The organism is Streptomyces sp. CB02058 (assembly GCF_001905505.1).
Lineage (GTDB): Bacteria > Actinomycetota > Actinomycetes > Streptomycetales > Streptomycetaceae > Streptomyces.
This window is the reverse complement of sequence record NZ_LIPG01000001.1, coordinates 530,708-549,069: the sequence shown is the minus strand read 5'-3', so window position 1 is coordinate 549,069 and position 18,362 is coordinate 530,708. Positions and strand designations below refer to the sequence as shown.

The 18,362-nt window shown below is 72.3% G+C and carries 14 protein-coding genes; 3 read left to right on the top strand and 11 right to left on the bottom strand.

Annotation, left to right across the window (positions count from 1 at the left end):
* Nucleotides 1-696 (bottom strand): LuxR C-terminal-related transcriptional regulator, encoded by a 696-nt coding sequence (locus tag AMK10_RS02710; RefSeq protein WP_073744370.1) that lies wholly within the window; start codon nt 694-696, stop codon nt 1-3.
* Nucleotides 693-1,979: an ATP-binding protein gene (locus AMK10_RS02705; protein ID WP_073744368.1), complete on the bottom strand. Its 1,287-nt coding sequence runs from the start codon at nt 1,977-1,979 to the stop codon at nt 693-695. Before AMK10_RS02705 ends, AMK10_RS02710 begins: the two co-directional genes overlap by 4 nt.
* Nucleotides 1,980-2,164: 185 nt before the next feature.
* On the opposite strand from AMK10_RS02705, the gene AMK10_RS02700 reads away from it, so the two are divergent.
* On the top strand, nt 2,165-3,499 hold the full coding sequence (locus AMK10_RS02700; RefSeq protein ID WP_073744366.1) for a PspC domain-containing protein: 1,335 nt from the start codon (nt 2,165-2,167) through the stop codon (nt 3,497-3,499).
* Between the two features lie 156 nt (nt 3,500-3,655).
* Here AMK10_RS02700 and AMK10_RS02690 read toward each other — a convergent pair whose 3' ends face one another.
* From AMK10_RS02690 to guaA, 5 genes are all read right to left on the bottom strand, one after another.
* Nucleotides 3,656-4,165 (bottom strand): DoxX family protein, encoded by a 510-nt coding sequence (locus tag AMK10_RS02690; RefSeq protein ID WP_073744362.1) that lies wholly within the window; start codon nt 4,163-4,165, stop codon nt 3,656-3,658.
* A gap of 75 nt (nt 4,166-4,240) precedes the next feature.
* Nucleotides 4,241-5,509, bottom strand: coding sequence for a hypothetical protein (locus AMK10_RS02685; protein ID WP_073744360.1), 1,269 nt, complete (start codon nt 5,507-5,509; stop codon nt 4,241-4,243).
* 129 nt (nt 5,510-5,638) lie between these two features.
* Nucleotides 5,639-6,394, bottom strand: coding sequence for an SAM-dependent methyltransferase (locus AMK10_RS02680; RefSeq protein ID WP_073744358.1), 756 nt, complete (start codon nt 6,392-6,394; stop codon nt 5,639-5,641).
* A gap of 42 nt (nt 6,395-6,436) precedes the next feature.
* Nucleotides 6,437-7,045 carry a Uma2 family endonuclease gene (locus tag AMK10_RS02675; RefSeq protein ID WP_073744356.1) on the bottom strand — a complete coding sequence of 203 codons (609 nt, stop codon included), beginning with the start codon at nt 7,043-7,045 and terminating at the stop codon, nt 6,437-6,439.
* Between the two features lie 116 nt (nt 7,046-7,161).
* Nucleotides 7,162-8,748, bottom strand: a complete 1,587-nt coding sequence (gene guaA / locus AMK10_RS02670) for a glutamine-hydrolyzing GMP synthase (RefSeq protein ID WP_073744354.1) — start codon at nt 8,746-8,748, stop codon at nt 7,162-7,164.
* A gap of 312 nt (nt 8,749-9,060) precedes the next feature.
* On the opposite strand from guaA, the gene AMK10_RS02665 reads away from it, so the two are divergent.
* A complete protein-coding gene (locus AMK10_RS02665; protein ID WP_073744351.1) occupies nt 9,061-9,363 on the top strand; it encodes a chorismate mutase in 303 nt (100 codons plus the stop codon).
* A gap of 356 nt (nt 9,364-9,719) precedes the next feature.
* Here the strand turns inward: AMK10_RS02665 and AMK10_RS02660 are convergent, their stop codons facing one another.
* Nucleotides 9,720-11,453 (bottom strand): peptidase, encoded by a 1,734-nt coding sequence (locus AMK10_RS02660; RefSeq protein ID WP_073744349.1) that lies wholly within the window; start codon nt 11,451-11,453, stop codon nt 9,720-9,722.
* 289 nt (nt 11,454-11,742) lie between these two features.
* Between AMK10_RS02660 and AMK10_RS02655 the strand changes: the two genes are divergently transcribed.
* Nucleotides 11,743-12,744 (top strand): LAETG motif-containing sortase-dependent surface protein, encoded by a 1,002-nt coding sequence (locus tag AMK10_RS02655; protein WP_073744347.1) that lies wholly within the window; start codon nt 11,743-11,745, stop codon nt 12,742-12,744.
* A gap of 143 nt (nt 12,745-12,887) precedes the next feature.
* Here AMK10_RS02655 and AMK10_RS02650 read toward each other — a convergent pair whose 3' ends face one another.
* The 3 genes from AMK10_RS02650 to AMK10_RS02640 form a co-directional block, all read right to left on the bottom strand.
* On the bottom strand, nt 12,888-14,726 hold the full coding sequence (locus AMK10_RS02650) for a GMC family oxidoreductase (RefSeq protein ID WP_073744345.1): 1,839 nt from the start codon (nt 14,724-14,726) through the stop codon (nt 12,888-12,890).
* Nucleotides 14,727-14,774: 48 nt separating this feature from the next.
* Nucleotides 14,775-16,412 carry a succinic semialdehyde dehydrogenase gene (locus AMK10_RS02645; protein WP_073744343.1) on the bottom strand — a complete coding sequence of 546 codons (1,638 nt, stop codon included), beginning with the start codon at nt 16,410-16,412 and terminating at the stop codon, nt 14,775-14,777.
* 227 nt (nt 16,413-16,639) lie between these two features.
* On the bottom strand, nt 16,640-18,319 hold the full coding sequence (locus AMK10_RS02640) for a serine/threonine-protein kinase (protein ID WP_073744341.1): 1,680 nt from the start codon (nt 18,317-18,319) through the stop codon (nt 16,640-16,642).
* Nucleotides 18,320-18,362: the final 43 nt, after the last annotated feature.

Below are 18,362 nucleotides of genomic sequence, written 5' to 3'. Positions count from 1 at the left end.
TCAGACCAGCCGTCGCGCCGTCGCCCACCGGGTCAGCTCGTGCCGGTTGGACAGCTGGAGCTTGCGCAGCACGGCCGAGACATGTGATTCGACCGTCTTCACCGAGATGAACAGCTGCTTGGCGATCTCCTTGTACGCGTATCCCCGGGCGATCAGCCGCAGCACCTCGCGCTCCCGCTGGGTCAGCCGGTCCAGGTCCTCGTCGACCGGCGGGGCGTCCGTCGAGGCGAAGGCGTCGAGGACGAACCCGGCCAGCCGGGGCGAGAACACCGCGTCGCCGTCCTGGACCCGGAAGACGGAGTCGACGAGGTCGGCGCCGGTGATGGTCTTGGTGACATAGCCGCGCGCACCGCCCCGGATGACGCCGATGACGTCCTCCGCCGCGTCCGAGACGGACAGCGCCAGGAAGCGCACGGGGTTCTCCACCGCCCCCATCATCGGGGCGCAGCGCCGCAGCACCTCGACGCCGCCGCCGCCCGGCAGGTGCACGTCGAGAAGGACGACCTCCGGGCGGGTCGCGGTGATCACGGTGACCGCCTGGTCGACGTCGGCGGCCTCGCCGACGACCTCGACCCCGGTCTCCTCGGTGCGGCCGATCTCGGCCTGGACGCCGGTGCGGAACATCCGGTGGTCGTCGACCAGCACCACCCGTACCCGGCGCTCCGGACCCCCGGCCGCTTCGGTGTTCTCGGTCATTGACTCGCCCTCTCCATCTCCAGCTCGACTTCCGTGCCCCCGCCGGGCACCGAACGCAGCCGCGCGGTACCGCCGTTGCGCTGCATCCGGCCGATGATCGATTCCCGTACGCCCATCCTGTCGTCCGGGACGGCGTCCAGGTCGAATCCCGGCCCCCGGTCCCGTACGGAGACGAAGACCGTGCGGCCCTCGACCTCCGCGTACACCTGGACGGCGCCGCCCTCGCCACCGTACTTGGCGGCGTTGACCATCGCCTCGCGTGCGGCCTGCATCTGTGCCACCAGCTTCTCGTCGAGCGGGCAGTCGCCGACGACGACCACCTCCAGCGGGACGCCGTGCTTGTCCTCGACCTCGGCGGCGGCGCGCTTCACGGCCTCCGCGAGGCTCGACGGCTCGTCGTCCTCCTCCTTGCCCGTGCCCGCAGGGTTGTAGAGCCAGTTGCGCAGTTCGCGTTCCTGGGCGCGGGCGAGCCTGCGGACCTCGCCGCCGTCGTCCGCGCTGCGCTGGATCAGGGTGAGCGTGTGCAGGACGGAGTCGTGGACGTGGGCGGCGACCTCGGCGCGCTCCTGGGCCCTGATGCGCATCAGGCGCTCCTCGGAGAGGTCCTGCGTCATCCGTACGAGATAGGGGCCCGCGAGCAGCGCGATGCCGGTGAGCACGGCGATGGCGGCGGTCAGCGCGGTGCCGAGCTGGGCGGCCGAGCCCCGCACGACCATGAAGGCGGCGAGGCCGAGACCGACGAGCGCGACACCGGCCAGTCCACGGGCCAGATGCAGGACCTTGCGGCGGCGGCCGACCTCTATCCAGCGGGCACGGCGCGCGTTGTCCGCCTGGCGCCACACCAGGACGGAGCCCGCGCCTATCAGCAGCGCCGGCCAGACGTAGCGGTCCGCCTCGCTGCCCATGTCGACGTTGCCGACGAAGACGGCGGCGCCGATGAGGAGCGCGATCAGCGCGAAGACCTGGCCCTTGTCGGGCTTGCGGAGTCTGCGCCGCCCGTCGGGGGCGGTCTCGAAGAGGGACTTCGGGGTCTCCACCCCGCCGACGCCGAGCGGGACGACGATCCAGAACACGGCGTAGAGGAGCGCGCCGAGCCCGTCCGCGAGGAACAGCCCGAGGAACACGAACCGGACCCAGACGACGGGCAGGCCCAGGTGTCCGGCGAGCCCGCGCGCGACGCCGCCCAGCATCCGCCCGTCGGCGCTGCGGTACAGCTTGCGCGGCGCCGGTTCCTCCGGTTCCGGGGCGTGGGAGCTCGGCGCTCGGGTCGTGGCTGCTGGCATGGTCCGATCGTCACATGTCCGGGCCCGCGCCGGCATCAGGGTCGGCCCCCACTCGACCCTGATGCTCCGGGCGGCGGGTTCCGTGGCCCGGGGGCACTCCCCAGGGGACCGCGGGGCGCAATATCAGGGACCGGCCAGGGTCGTCGCGGGTCCCACACGGGCGTACGGACCGTCACCATGGACCCATGACCGTTCCCCAGGACACCTCGCCGGGTGTCACTCCGCAGCCCGAACCGGCCCCGCGGCTGCGACGCAGCCCGCGGCAGAAGGTGGTGGCCGGGGTCTGCGGCGGGCTCGGCCGGTACTGCGACGTGGACCCGGTGATCTTCCGGATCGTGCTCGGCGTCCTCGCGGTGACGGGCGGCATCGGACTGATCTTCTACGGCTTCGCCTGGCTGCTACTCCCCCTGGAGGGCGAGGAGGAGAACGAGGCGCGACGGCTCCTGTCGGGGCGGGTCGAGGGTGCGTCGCTGATCGCCCTGCTCCTGGCGCTGGTCGGCTGCGGGCTGCTGCTGTCGATGCTGCACAACGGGGGGATGCTGGCTTTCGCCGCGATGCTCTCGCTGAGCGTCGTCGGCTTCTCGGTCTGGACGCAGCACCGCAGGACGGCGGTGCCCGAGGACGCTCCGGGCGCCTCGCCGAACGTCCCGAAGGGACCGCCGCACGCGCCGGGACACGGCGCCCCTCCGGAGGTGAAGGCACCGCCCACCTTGGGCGGCCCGTCCTGGTGGCGGGACCCGATCGTCAAGGACGGCACGACGGGCCCGGCGGGCACCGCCTATCTGTGGGGCCCCGCGAGCGCGGCGACCGAGGCGTCGCGGTTCGGCAGGACCGGGGCGACGCCGCAGGCCCCGTACCGCCCGCCCTACCGCGCCCCGGGCACCCGGGGGCCGCGGTCGATCGGGGGTCCCGTCTTCCTGGCCGCCCTGGTGGCGGCCGGTCTGGGCACGGGTCTGAGCTGGGGCACCCACCCCCTGGGGACGAGCCTGCAGTTCGGCCTCGCCGCCGCGCTCGCGGTGTTCGGCCTCGGCCTGCTGATCGCCTCCGTGATCGGCAGGACCGGGTTCGGCACGATCCTGCTGGCCATGATCACGGCGGGCCTGATGGCGGGCGCGTCCGCCGTCCCGGAGGACATCGGCACCGACTGGGTCCGCGAGGAGTGGCGCCCGGCCTCGGTCGCCACGGTCGAGGCACGCTACGAGCTGGGCACGGGGGACGCGAGGCTCGACCTCTCCCGGGTGGCCGTCCCGAAGGGCGACACCCTGCGTACGCACGTCGAGATCGGCGCGGGCCGTGCCCGGGTCGTCGTGCCCGAGGGGGTGACGGTGGAGGTGGACGCCCAGGTGGGCCTCGGCGACATCCGGCTCCCCTCGGACCCGCGCCAGGACGTGGACGTCGCCCCCGACCGCCACCGCCGGCAGACCCTGGAGCCCTCCGGGGGCGGCGAGGCCGCGGGCACCCTCGAACTGCGTCTGGAAGCCGCGATCGGACAACTGGAGGTCATCCGTGCCACGTCATGAGTTCCGTCCCGGCCGTGCGGTGGCGGGCCTCGTCATGCTGGCCCTCGCCGGCGGTTACGCGGCGGACGCCGCGGGTGCGTGGAACGCCCCCTGGACGTTCTTCGCACCCCTGGTCCTCGGCGGGCTGGGGCTCGCGGCCACGGTGACGTGGGCGAGCTACAGGCTGCGCCGGCGCCGCGCCGCGAGCAAGGCGTCGGCGGAGGGCCCGACGGACCCCGCGAGCACGAGCGGCAGCCAGGCCATGAGGTAGACGAGGTCGTTGCCGTAGTAGTACGGCTCGGTCTGCCAGCTCACGGCCAGCCACAGGCTCAGCGAGATCAGGGCGCCGCCGAGGGCCGCGATCCGTGACCACAGGCCCACCAGCGTGCCGAGACCGACGAGGAGTTCGCCGATCGCGATGGCGTAGCCGAAGCCTTCGGGGTTCTTCAGGGCGAGGTCGACGAGGCCGGGGATCGCCGAGCTGTCGCGCACGGCACGCATCATCTCGCCGACGGAGCCGGTCCCGCTCGCCGAGAAGAACGCGCTGTCGGTCAGCTTGTCGATGCCCGCGTACACGAAGGTGACACCGAGGAAGATCCGCAGGGGCAGGAGCGCGTACCGCCCGGCCTGGTCCCTGAGACCTCGCGGCTCGTCCACGCCGTAGGAACCGCTTCCGTACCCATGCATCACTGCCCCGCCTTCCGTTGGCCCTTCGTCAGACCATACGTACGTCAGTGCGGCGCCGCTCACCAGGTGTGCGGGTCAGTCCGTGACGTCGATGAGGCACGAATTCGTCTCCACGCCCGCGGCGGTGACCACCTGGACCTCGACGGTGCCGGGTTCGACCTCGACGGGCACCGGCACAGTGAGCACGGTGTCCGAGGGATTGGCGAAGCCCCCGTTGACCGGGATCAGGGGGACGTGGACGTGCACCCGGCCGATCCTGACGACGACCCGCGCCAGGCGGTCGGGGCTGCCCGCGCCCGGCGGCACGAACCCGGCGCCACGGATCTCGATGTCGTCGCCGGTACGGATCGGGGCGTCCAGGTCCCCGGCCTCCCTGGCCCGTACGACCGACAGGACGACCGGACGGCCGCCCTCCGCGTACTTGCCGGCGAAGTACGTCGCCGCCGAGACGGCGACCAGCACCGCCAGGCCCCACGGAAGATCGGGCAGCTGTTCGGGACGACGGGCCAGCCGGACCGCCGAGAACAGCACGGCGACGGCGTTGATCAGGACGTACTGCACATCGGTGAAGCTGCCGCGCCCGGAGTCGTCGGTCAGCAGATCGGCGGCCCGGGGCCGGTCGGCGCGCAGCTTCTGCAGCCGCTGGGCAAGCACGCGCACGGTCACCACCCGGCGCACGAGGACGGCGACGGCGCACACCAGCGCGAGCACGGTCAGCACTCCGGCGGAGCGGACCAGGTCCAGCCCCTCGATCAGTTCGTCCCGGTCGGCGTGGTCGGAGGCGCCTGCCAGTTGCAGCGCGAGGACGAGCACCGCGAAGACGGCGAGCAGCACCCAGGAGGCGGCGACGGTGCGCGAGGTGGAGAGCCGGTTGTCCTCCCCGATCAGCGGGGCGAGGAGGCCGCCGCGGGCCCGGTGGAAGCGGGCGGCGCCGGTCAGCAGGCCCGCGGTGACGAGGCCGGCCACCAGGCCGGCGGTGCGGGCGGTGGACCAGCCGGCGCCGATGGCGGTGACGGCCTCGCCGATGACCAGCAGGGCGACGCCGCCCCAGACGACCACGAGGGTGCGCACCCAGAGCGTGTGGAGCCAGGCGTCACCGGCCTCACGGCTGTGCTCGGCGACCGCGCGGGCGGACTCGGTCAGCTCGTCCGACACCCACTGCCGGGACGCCGAGGCGGACTGTGCGACGCCTGCGGGAAGTCCCTGGCCCGCGGCGAGTTCGTCCCGCTTGGCGAGGAAGGCCGCCACCGCGCGCCGGTGCCCTTCGCGTGCTCCGTGCGGGCAGTCACCGCACGTACAGCTGCCGCCGTGCGCACTCTTCGCCCTCGCCTCGTCCAACGCCACGGAGAACGCCGCCCTTTCCCGCCCCGGTACAACCAACTCGCCTCTGATTCCTGCGAATTGTGCCGTACGGGGTGGCTCCGCCCCGCATCGGGGCGGCTCGGGGCCGCCAGGTGTACGGATGTGCGATTGTCAGCCGGCGAGTACGAGGTAGGCGAGGCCCAGCGTCCCCCGGTATCCGCCGTAGTAGCCGGTGCGGCGTTGGTCGACGGCCTCGGTCACCGCGGGGTGCAGCGGATGCTCCGGGTGGGCCAGGGCCCAGCGCTCGCCCCGGCCGATGTTGGCGGCCGACTCGAAGAGGTCCCACTCGCGCTGGTCGGCCACGGTGACCTGGAGCGGCCTGAAGCCGGCCGCCTCCGACCGCCGGATCAGCTCCAGCAGCGAGCCGAAGTCCTCGGGCACGGCGCCCAGCCCCTCCAGAGCGGCGGACGAGGGTTCGCGCTCCCAGAAGCCGTCGCCGAACAGCACCCGCCCACCGGGCCGCACCGCTGCCCGCAGGGCCTTCAGCGCGTCAGGGGTCCCGCCGGGCCAGGCGTGCGAGGAACCGATGCAGACGGCGAGGTCGTAGCCGTCCTCCGTGTGTCCGGCGGCCGGGGTCCCGTGGAAGCGGACCCGGCCGGTGAGCCCCCGCTCCTCCGCCAGCCGCAGGCCGCGCGCGACGGCTTCCGGGTCGGTCTCGATGCCGTCCCCGGTGGATCCGGGGGCCGCTTCGACGAGCCGCATGAGCAGTTCGCCCCAGCCGCTCCCGAAGTCGGCGATCCGGGCGCCGGGTTCGGGCGCGCAGGCCGTGATCAGCTGGGCGGCGTGCTCCTCGGACAGCGGGGTGTTCCAGGTGAGGCGGTCGTTGCCCGGGGCGGACATGAGGGCGCGTACTTCTTCGGCGGACATGCGCCGCAGCTTGGCACGGCGGCTCCGCGGCGGGCCATGCCTTTATCGCCGTCGGTTGATCGCCGTCAGGTCGACGTCCAGCGGGAACGGGACAGTCAGCGTGAGCTTGTCGCGGTGGATGCCGGTGGGTACGTAGACCTCCAGCGCGGGGTCGAGTTCGTACACGTACACGATCGGCAGCCCTTCGTCGTCCGCCTCCACCCGCCAGAAGTGCCGTACGCCGGCGGCGGCGTACTTCCGGGGCTTGACGTCGCGATCGCGTTCCACCGAGTCGTCCGAGACCACCTCGACGGCCAGCACGATGTCCTCGGGCCGGAACCAGGTCTGGCGGTGGCCCGTGTTCGCCTCGACGGGGAACACGAGCACGTCCGGCTCGGGCCTGTTCTTCTCGTCCAGCTTGATCGTCATCTCGCGCAACACGTCCAGGTGAGCCGGCGCCTGGTCCAGAAGCGCGTTCTCGAACAGACGCATGGCCCGCCCGTGAAAGGCGGTCTGCGGACTCATGAAGACGAGACTCCCGTCGATCAGCTCGGTGTGGGGCGGGAGGCCCGGAATTCGGTCGAGGTCGTCCGCGGTCCAGCCACCTTCCGGCGGGACGGGCCACCGGTACGGCTGCTGCTGCTCGAGCCTGGGCTCGGGTGCGGCGCTCATGATTACTCCCATACGCCGAAGTCTCGTCTCTTCACTCAGCGTACCCAGCGGATACGACGATGCCGCCGCCCAAACGAATGAGCGACGGCATCGGCATTGACCTCAGGGAGCTGGGGTCACTCCCACTCGATCGTCCCCGGCGGCTTGCTCGTCACGTCGAGCACCACGCGGTTGACGTCGGCGACCTCGTTGGTGATGCGGGTCGAGATCTTGGCCAGCGTCTCGTACGGCAGGCGCGACCAGTCGGCCGTCATGGCGTCCTCGGAGGAGACCGGGCGCAGCACGATCGGGTGGCCGTAGGTGCGGCCGTCGCCCTGGACACCGACGCTGCGGACGTCCGCGAGGAGGACCACGGGGCACTGCCAGATGTCGCGGTCCAGGCCGGCGGCGGTCAGCTCCTCGCGGGCGATGGCGTCGGCCTCGCGGAGCAGGTCGAGCCGCTCCTTGGTGACGTCGCCAACGATGCGGATACCGAGGCCGGGGCCGGGGAACGGCTGGCGCTGGACGATCTCCTCCGGCAGGCCGAGCTCCTGGCCGACCATCCGGACCTCGTCCTTGAACAGCTGGCGCAGCGGCTCGACGAGCTGGAACTCGATGTCGTCGGGGAGGCCGCCCACGTTGTGGTGGGACTTGATGTTGGCGGTGCCGGTGCCGCCACCGGACTCGACGACGTCCGGGTAGAGGGTGCCCTGCACGAGGAAGGCGACCTCGGGGCCGTCCTCCTGGAGGATCTCCAGCTGCGCCTGCTCGAAGACGCGGATGAACTCGCGTCCGATGATCTTCCGCTTCTGCTCCGGGTCGGACACACCCGCCAGGGCGTCGAGGAAGCGCTTCTCGGCGTCGACGACCACCAGCTTCGCGCCGGTCGCGGCGACGAAGTCCTTCTCGACCTGCTCGGTCTCGCCCTTGCGCATCAGACCGTGGTCGACGTACACGCAGGTGAGCTGGGAACCGATGGCCTTCTGCACGAGGGCCGCGGCGACCGCGGAGTCCACGCCGCCGGAGAGACCGCAGATGGCGCGCTTGTCGCCGACCTGCTCGCGGATGAGGGCGACCTGCTCCTCGACGACGTTGGTGGTCGTCCAGGTCGGCTCGATGCCCGCGCCCCGGTAGAGGAAGTGCTCCAGGACCTGCTGGCCGTAGGTCGAGTGCATGACCTCCGGGTGGTACTGGACGCCGTAGAGCTTCTTCTCGTCGTTCTCGAAGGCGGCGACCGGCACGACGTCCGTGGACGCGGTGACGGTGAAGCCCTCGGGGGCGGCGGAGCAGGCGTCGCCGTGCGACATCCAGACCGACTGCTCGGTGGGCGTGCCCTCGAAGAGGGTGGAGCCTGCCTTGGAGACGGCGAGCGGGGTGCGGCCGTACTCGCGTGCGCCGTTGTCGTCGACCGTGCCGCCGAGGGTGGTCGCCATCAGCTGGAAGCCGTAGCACATGCCGAAGACCGGGACGCCGGCCTCGAACAGCGAACGGTCGAGGCTGGGCGCGCCCTCCGCGTACACCGAGGACGGGCCGCCGGAGAGGATGATCGCCCGGGGGTTCTTGGCCAGCATCTCGGCCACCGGCATCGTGGACGGGACGATCTCGCTGTAGACCCGGGCCTCACGGACGCGGCGGGCGATGAGCTGGGCGTACTGGGCGCCGAAGTCGACGACGAGGACCACGTCGGTGGTGATGTCGGCGGCGGCGGGGGGTGCTGCTGGCACGGGGCGGCCTTCCGGCGGTGAAGAGGGGTCGGTCCTCCCAATTCTACCGGCCGTGGAGCGGCGCCCCGCCGGGCTCCCGTCTCACCATCCGGGCCCGGCGTGGACCGGGCGTGGGGCGGGGTCCATACTTGCCCCATGCGTCAGCACACGACCTTCGTCTTTACCTATGGCACCCGGCCCGCCGGCTGCCATGGTCGTGCTGCTTGAGCAACTGACAAGCAACTTCTCCAAGGCGCCCCGGGCCGACAGGCCCGGGGCGTTCTGGCGTTCCGGGCCTGTCGCTCCGGGGCCCGCAGCCCCCAGGAGTCACGGATGACCAGCACCGCACCCACGAAGACCGCCGCCGAGCGGACCGGCGCGCACACCGACGAGGCCGCCTCCCTGATCGGTGACGCCCGGACCCGGATCGACGCCCTGGACGACCGGATCATCGGCCTCGTCCAGGAACGGATGGCCGTGTCGGCGGTCATCCAGGAGGCGAGGATCACGTCCGGCGGCCGCCGGGTGAACCTCTCCCGGGAGATGGACGTACTCGCCCACTACAGCGACGCCCTGGGCAGGCCGGGCACGGCACTCGCCATGACACTGCTGGAGCTGTCGCGCGGCCGGGTGTGACGTACGGGCGAGGAGCACGGGCAGGCGTGACGTACGGGAACGCCGCCCGGCCGGGTGCCGCGTGCGGGAAGGGTGCACGGGCGCACCCGCGTTCGGGCCAGGTCTCACCCGTACGGCGCGTGACCGGGCGTCCGAGGGCTTCGTTGGTCCAGGTGTCCGTGCCAGCCAGGGGCGGCAGCATCGGTAGGAATCCACGCGTGGCTCCGCCGGAACGTGTGACGTATCGCTGGTACGTCGTGGGACCGCGTTCCGGCGCGTGTGACCGGTCGGCAGGGGACAGCAGCCCGGTCACCCATGTGCGGCCGGCCCCGGGGACGCCCGGGACCGGCCGCCCTCGGACTTTCGTACGGCGGGCGTCAGACCCGCTCGGCGCGGCGCCTGGCCGTCGCGTACAGCACGCCTCCGGCGGCCAGGGCGATCACCGCGGCCCCCGCGGCCGTCAGCGCGACCGACCCCGTGGAGGCGAGGCCCCCGGTGTCCGTCGACGCGGAGCCGGACGTGCCCGTCGTACCCGTGGCGTCCGCGCCCGACGCGGACGCGGCACCCGGGGTGCCCGAGGACGCGGAGCCCGGACCGCCCGCCACGCCCTGCGTGCCGCCGGTGGCGCCGTCCGAGGTACCGCCGTCGTCCTCGGAGCCGGGGTCCGCCGCGTTGAGCACGAGCCGGGCGGTGTTGTCGGAGCTGTCCGGGTCGAAGGGCAGGGCCAGGTCGCCCGGCCGGGTGTTCCGGACGGTGACGGCGCCCGAGGCGTCCGGGACGAACTCCTCGATCCTCAGCTCGAAGGGCAGCGCGATGTCCGCGCCGTCCCGCACGGTCGTCGAGGAGTCGCAGACGTAGCGCGGCGCGCCGAGCTGTTCCTCGCGGTGGCCGCCGGCCGCCGTCACGCCCCGGCAGGAGTCCGGCTTCCCGGTGACCACCGCGCCCTCGGGCACGGTGACGTCGAGTGCGGCCACGGGATCGCCGGAGCGGAGGTTGCCGATCCAGGCGGGGCCCTCGTTGCGGAAGCCGACCTCGGCCGTCACGGTCTCACCCTCGGCGCCCTCGGCCTCGGCACCGTACGCCCTGAAGCCGGCCGTGTTCTCCGTGCGGAAGTCGGCCTCCTGCTGGTTGTCCCCCGGCTCCAGGTCCAGGCCCCGGGCGGCGGAGGTGACCTTCTTCAGGGTGAGCTCCGGGCCCGTGCCCCGGGTGAAGGGCGCCCCTGCCCGCTGCGCCGGGCGCTGCGCGGCGCCGTCCTCGTGGATGCGGTAGACGAACGTGTCGTGGTACGCGCGCTCGGTGGCCTCGACCGAGAGCGGCACCGCGAGCGTGTAGGTGGCGCCCGGCTCGAAGGAGCCCTCGACGGAGCAGAGGGCGGTGGACCAGGCGAAGCCGTCCTGGGGCTCCTCCCCCGCCTTGCCGTCGTACGCGCAGTTGGCGTACCGCTCGGGTATCTCCAGGCCGCGGGTGTACATCAGGGTCAGCAGCACGCCGTCGGCGGCCGTCGTCCCCTTGTTGCCGAAGGTGACCGGGGCCGGCTGTACGTCGCCGGGCCTCATCTGCTCCTCGAAGGCGATCCGCTTCATGACCAGGTCGGGTCCGCCGACGGTGACCTTCGTGGTGAAGGGGGCGAAGGTGGCCCCCTCCGACGCGCCGGTCACCCGGATCGTGCCCGACGCGCCGTCCGCGCTGCCCTCGGCGGCGCTGAGGCCGAGGTCCGCGATGCCGCTGAGCCCGGGGCGGACACCGTCGTCGTGGCAGACGGCGGTGGCACCCGTGACCTCGCAGTCCGCGCCGGTGTCCTCGGCGACGGTGACGTCGGCGATGCCCGCGACGCCGCTGAGGTCGACGGTGTACGTCACCTCGCCCTCGTGGCCGGCACCCTCCTCGTCGCCGTCCGGGTTGCTGACGGTCAGGCCCAGCGAGGTCTTCCGCGGGGAGCCGCTCTCCGGATACGGGTGCAGGGCCGTGTCCGCGGGGCCGCCGATCGTGAGGACGGGACCGTCCGCCCGCGCCGGGGCGCCGAGGGCGAGCGAGCCGGCGGCCAGCAGCCCCGCGACGGCGAGTCCGCCTGCCGTACGGCGCGGCGCGGTTCTCGGGGAAAGGCGTGTCATCGCGAACCTCTGGGGATCGACGGAGCTGTGTGACTGCTGTGACTCGGTACGGGTTCGACCGCAGAGCGGCGCGAAGAGTTGCGCGAGTCAAGATCACGGATTGGGTACGGCGGCCGGATGTGGCGAGCGCCACATAAAGATTCTGTGAAACGCGGGACAACCGTTGCCCCGGTTCACAGGTCATGCATGGCGAACACCACCGGCTCGTCCGTACCCCACGACGGAGATCCGCTCATCTTTCGGCCGTACCGCAGCCAGCGCGGTACCCACGGACCTGCTGAGGCCCCATATGAAGCTCCGCCGCACCCTGGCACTCGCTGCCGCCACCGCCGTCATAGGTCCCGTCGTGCTGCTCTCGGCGCCGGCCGCGTTCGCCGACACCGAGACCACGACGACCGAGACCGTCTCGCCCACTCCGACCGAGACCGAGTCGGAGACGGCGTCCCCGACGGTGACGCCGGAGCCCACGGAGACGGCCGAGGAGACGGAGACCGCGTCCCCGACCCCGACCGAGACGGAGACGGAGACCGCGTCCCCGACCCCGACCGAGACCGAGACGGAGACCGCGTCCCCGACCCCGACGCCCACCCCGTCCGAGACCGACGACGAGGGCGAGGACGGCGAGGACCTCGGCGAGTGCGAGCCCCAGCCCCTGGAGCTCTCCATCAACGGCCTCTCCGGCAAGATCGCCCGGGGCAGCGGCTGGGACCGCTTCACCTTCAACGTCTACAACGACTCCGAGAAGACCGTGAAGAACGTGGCGTTCTTCGCGGGCGCCGCCGCCGACAAGGCCGGCGAGCAGCTCTTCACCTCCAAGCAGGTCCGCCTCCAGGCACTCAACGACGGCACCTGGGAGGACCTGGACGAGCTGGGCACCTCGTCCGGTTATGTCGGCGAGACGGACGAGATCAAGCCGGGCTACGAGGTCGACATCGACCTGCGCCTCAAGGTCGAGGCGAGCGCCCCGATCGGCGCCGGCTTCAGCCTCGGCGGCGGGCTCGTCTTCGGTGAGGAGCTCGAGGCCGTTCCGTGCTTCACGGACGTCGCCTACAAGTTCCAGATCGTGAAGGCCGGCGCCGAGGACGGCACGAAGCCCCAGGAGGGCGGCAAGGTCCCCGTCCCCACCACCCCGCCGACCGGCGACACCGCCAAGGTGACCGGCAGCCTGGCCGAGACCGGTTCGTCCTCCAGCACCCCGGTGTTCGCCCTCGCGGGCGGCGCGGCCGTGGTTCTGGGTGCCGGCGCGATGTTCATCGTGCGGCGCCGCAAGAACGGTGACGCCGCCGCGTAAGGCGCGTCACCGGTAGGTACGTGAAGGGGCTGCACTCGGAGGGGGGTGCAGCCCCTTGGCGTTCGTACGGGCGCCCCGGTCACGGCTTCGTTCCTACGGGCGCCCCGGTCACGGCTTCGTTCCCACGGACGCCCCGGTCCGGCTCAGGCCTCGGACGCGGCCTTCCTCGGCGGGACCACCGGCATCCCCAGGAACGGCAGCTTCAGCGCGCCGAACGCCTCCTCCGGCACCGCGGGTGCCTTGGGCGCCACGGCCGCGAGCCATTCGTAGGCCGCGTCCTGGGCCGGGCGCGGGTCCTCCTCGCCCTTGTTGGGCCAGAAGGACATCGCCCGCTCCGCCTGCGCCGTGATGGTCAGCGACGGGTTGACGCCGAGGTTGGCGGAGACCGCGGCGCCGTCGACCACGGAGATGCCGGGGTGTCCGTACAGCCGGTGGTACGGGTCGATGACCCCCTTGTCCGGGCCCGCCCCGATCGGGCAGCCGCCCAGGAAGTGCGCGGTGAGCGGGGTGCCCATCAGCTCCCCGATGTTGGAGCCCGCGAAGCCGTTGATCTCCTGGGCGAGCAGGGTGGCGCCCTGGGTGGCCTCGGCTATCTGGGTCGGGTTGGGCGAGCCGTGGCCCTGCCGGGCGGTGAGCAGTCCCTTGCCGACGCCGCCGGGCTTGCGGTACGCGGTCAGCGAGTTGTCCAGCGACTGCATGACGAGGCCGATGATGGTCCGCTCCGACCAGCGCCTGTTCGACAGGGACCGCAGGGTCAGCAGCGGGTGCCTGGCCACGTTGCCGAACCAGCTCAGCACCCGGTGCGTGCTGTAGGGCACCTGGAGGATGGTCAGCGCGCCCATCGCGTTGGAGCCCTTGCCGTAGCGCACCGGCTCGATGTGGGTGTTCTCGTCGGGGTGGATCGACGAGGTGATGGCGACGCCCCGGGTGAAGTCGGCCCTGGCGGTGCCGTGCTTCCTGCGGTAGCGGCGGTCGCTGGTCTGCGCGCCCACCAGGCCCTCGGAGTTGGTGCGGGTCAGCTCACCGAGCCGGGGCGAGAGGCCGGGCAGCAGCCCTTCGTCCTTCATCGTGTGCAGCAGGGTCTGCGTGCCGTACGTCCCCGCCGCGATGACGACCTTCCGGGCCCGCAGCACGGACGGCGCCGCCTTGCGCCGCCGGTTCGTCGGCACGGTCGACACGCGGTGGCCGCCGTCCCCGTCCTCGGCGACCGCGACGACGGAGGTCATCGGGTGGATGACGGCGCCGGCCTTCTCGGCGAGGTAGAGGTAGTTCTCGTTGAGCGTGTTCTTCGCGCCGTGGCGGCAGCCCGTCATGCATTCGCCGCACTCGGAACAGGCCTTGCGGGCGGGGCCCGCACCGCCGAAGTAGGGGTCGGCGACCTCTCCCCCGGGCTTCGTCCGGGCCACGCCGTCGGCGTCCTGGCCGTCGCCGAAGAACACGCCGACCGGTGCGAGGTGGAAGCTGTCGCCGACACCCATGGACTCGGCGACGGCCTTGAGGTGGACGTCCGCCGGGGTCACGGTCGGGTTGAGCCGCACCCCGAGCATCCGCTTCGCCTGGTCGTAGTACGGCGCGAGCTCGGCCTTCCAGTCGGTGATCCCGGCCCACTGGGCGTCCTCGAAGAACGGCGCGGGCGGCACGTACAGCGTGTTGGCGTAGTTGAGGGAGCCCCCGCCGACCCCGGCTCCCGCCAGCACCATCACCTTGCCCAGCAGATGCACGCGCTGGATGCCGAACAGACCGAGGGCGGGCGCCCACAGGTAGTTCTTGATGTCCCAGGAGTTCCTGGGGAGCGTCTCCCGTGTGAACCGCCGCCCCGCCTCCAGGACGCCGACCCGGTATCCCTTCTCGCTCAGCCGCAGGGCCGTGACCGCGCCGCCGAAGCCCGATCCGACGACGAGGACGTCGTAGTCGTACGCGTCGTCGTCCGTCGCCGGAGCGGCAGGTACGGCCTGATTCTGGGCAGGGCTGTCCTGGGACATGGCTCTCCTCGGTACGAAAAGGACAGATGGGGGGCGCTGAGGTGGTGCTCAGCGCAGCCGGAAGGCCTTCATCGCCTTGAGGCTGCGGCTCATGAAGGCCGCGTACTTCTCGTCGTCCATCCCGAAGGCCGGGGCGAGGGGGATCAGCCGCTGCTGGGCGACCGTCTGCGCCTCGGTGTACTTGAGGATGCCCTCGGAGCCGTGCCTCCGGCCGAGACCGGAGTCCTTCATGCCGCCCATGGGCGACTGGACGCTCCCGTACGCGGGTGCGTAGCCCTCGTTGATGTTGACGGTGCCGGTCCGCAGCCGCGCGGCGACGCGGTGGCCGCGTCCGGAGTTCTTCGTCCAGACACTGGAGTTGAGGCCGTACGGGGTGGCGTTGGCGAGGGAGACCGCCTCGTCGTCGTCGCTGAAGCGGTAGATCGAGACGACGGGGCCGAAGGTCTCCTCGCCGCACACCGCCATGGGTGCCTCGACGCCGTCCAGGATGGTCGGCTCGTAGAAGAGCGGGCCGATGTCGGGGCGGGCGACGCCGCCCGCGACGAGCGTGGCGCCCTTCTCGACGGCCTCGGCCACGTGCCGGCTGACGGTCTCCAGCTGCCGCTCGCCGACGAGGGAGCCCATGTCGGCCCCGTAGGCGAGGGAGTTGCCGAGCCGCATCGCCTTCGTGCGGGCGGCGAAGCGCTCCACGAAGGCGTCGGCGACGGACTCGTGGACGTACAGCCGCTCGATGGAGATGCAGAGCTGTCCGGCGGAGGAGAAGCAGGCGCGGACGGCACCAGCGGCGGCCTTCTCCACGTCGGCGTCCTCCAGGACGAGCATGGCGTTCTTCCCGCCGAGTTCGAGGGACACGCCGACGAGCCGGGCGGCGGCTCCCTGGGCGACCTCGCGGCCGGTGCGGGTGGAGCCGGTGAAGGAGACGTAGTCGGCGCGGCTGACGACCGCGGGACCGACGACGGGGCCCTCGCCCAGGACGATCTGGAAGACCTCGGCGGGCAGCCCTGCCTCGATCAGCAGGTCACGGGCCCACAGCGCGGTGAGCGCGGTCTCCGTGTCCGGCTTCATCACGACGGCGTTGCCGGAGACGAAGGCGGGCAGCGCGTCGCCGACGGAGAGTTCGAGCGGGTAGTTCCAGGGGGCGATCTGGCCGATGACCCCGCGCGGCTGGCGCAGTTCGGTGACCTTGGTGAGGGTCGGGACGACCCCGGTGTGCCGCTTCGGCTTCAGATACGAGGCGGCCTTGCGCCCGTAGTGGCGGGCCGCGACGGCGACGGCCTGCACCTCCTCGTGGGCGTGCAGCCTGGCCTTGCCGGTCTCCAGCTGGATGAGGTCGAGGACCTCGGACTGGCGCTGGAGCACCAGGTCGTGGAAGCGGAGCAGCACGGCGGCCCTGGCCCGGACGGGTATCGCGGCCCAGACGGGCTGGGCGGCACGGGCCCGGTCGAAGGCGGTCTCGACGTCCTCGGGGGTGGACTCCGGCAGGTCGGCCAGCTTCTCCCCGGTGAAGGGGCTGTGGTTGGCCGTGCGGCCGGAGCCGACGACATCACGGGTCAGCTGGGCGACCACCTCGGGCGTCACCACGTCGGCTGCGGTGCGCGCGCCCGCGGGGGCCGCGGCCACCGGGTTGGTGCCGACGCGGGCGCCGGGGGCGGCGGAGGTGTTCGTGGAGGCCTGCGAGTCCGTCATGAGGGCGAGAGTATGTCCAGCCGCTCACTTTGGGTACCCGTGGGTAACAGGTTTTCACAGACCCCGCCAGAGACACGTACCCCGTCCGGCCATACAGCCAGTGATCACTGGCGGCATATCCGCTGATCAGGAGCGATGCGCCGCGCATCCGGGCCTCGGACGTCAGGAATCGTGAATCTTCGGCCACGCGCGCGCCCCGTGCGGGCGGAGCCGCGCCGCGAGGGCGCTCAGCCCTCGTTCCGGGGCGGCTGCCAGCTCCGCAGCATCGTCTCGAAGCGCTCCAGGCTCTCGTCCCAGTCCTCCTCGGGGCCCGTCATGTAGAGCGCGTACTCGGGGCCGCCCTCCTCGGCGAAATACATCTGGTCGATGCCGTAGCGCTGGCCCGGATGGTCCTTGGACTCCACCCAGGTGAACTCCCAGAGGGAGCCGGGGCGGTCGCGGTAGACGTTCGGTTCCATGGAGAGGCGCTCGTAGCCCGGCAGGCGTACGGCCAGGTCCTTCTCGATGCTCTGGGTGTGCGCGTAGGCGCTGTCGAAGTCGGGCTCCGGGTCGAGGCTGATCCGGATGCGGTGCGCTCCGCCGTCCGGGGTGTAGTCGATCTGGCCGTTCTCCGTCTGCCGCACCCAGCCGTCGGGGACGAGGAGGCTGAAGCCCTCGGGGTCCTGGACCCGGTTCCAGCCGTCGGGTATCTCCGTGGAGGCCACCGATCCGCCGGATTCCGAGGGCTCCGGGCTCTTCGACGAGTCCGCGGACGAGGAGGGGGAGGGCGCCGGGCCGTCGGTGGCCTGGTCCTCCGCGCCGCCGGCCGTGCTCACGCTGCTGTCCCCGTACTTCATCGCGACGAGCCCGGCCCCCGCGCCGATCAGCGCGGCCACGACGACCACCAGCAGGACGGTTCGCCATCGGTTCCCGCCGCGCCGGGCCGTGGACCCGGAGGTGTACGGGGGCGCGGGCGGCCGCTCGGGCGCCGGCTGGGCGAGCCTGGCCGTCGAACCCTCCGGAGTGGAGAAGGCGCGCAGGTCCTCGTCGGAGATCCGCTGCGTCGGTACGTGCGCCTGCGCGGCCCGGGGTCTGCGCCCCTCCATCGCGTCCAGCAGCATGCGCTCGGCCTCTTCGGCCGTCGGGCGGTCCTCGGGGTCCTTGCGCAGCAGCGCGGTGATCACGGGCGCCAGCGCGCCGCCGCGCTGCGGCGGGGGCGGCTCCTCGGTGACGACGGCCTGCATGGTCGAGATGGGTGACGTCCGGCGGAAGGGCGAGCTGCCCTCGACCGCCGTGTAGAGCGTGGCGCCCAGCGACCAGAGGTCGGAAGCGGGGCCGGGGTCGCCGCCGCGTACCCGCTCGGGCGCCAGATAGTCGATGGAGCCGACCAGTTCGCCCGTCCTGGTGATGGTGGAGTCGCCCTCGATGGCGGCGATCCCGAAGTCGGTCAGCAGCACCTGCCCGTCACGGGCGAGCAGCACGTTGGCCGGCTTCACATCGCGGTGCAGCACCCCGGCTCCGTGGGCGGCGCGCAGGGCACCCAGCACATGGAGCCCGATCCTGGCGGCCTCACGGGGCTCGATCTCGCCGGACTCCTTCGTCGCGTCGGCGAGCGAGGGCCCGTCGACGTACTGCATGACGATCCAGGGCCGGTTGTCGTACTCGATGACGTCATGGACGGTGACGACACCGGGGTGGGTGATCCGCGCCGCCGCCCGTGCCTCCTTCTTCGTACGGGCGTGGAGCACGGCCCGGTCCGCCTCGGCGGCGTACAGTCCCGCGGTCAACTCCTTGACGGCGACGGTCCGGTGCAGCACTTCGTCATGGGCGCGCCACACCTTGCCCATGCCGCCCCGGCCCAGGACGTCACCCAGCCGGTACCGCCCGGCCAGCACGATCCCCGCGTCCGTACCCTGCCCGTTGTCCACGTGTGTCCTCGCCCCGTTCCTTGGGACGACAGGTTACGGACGG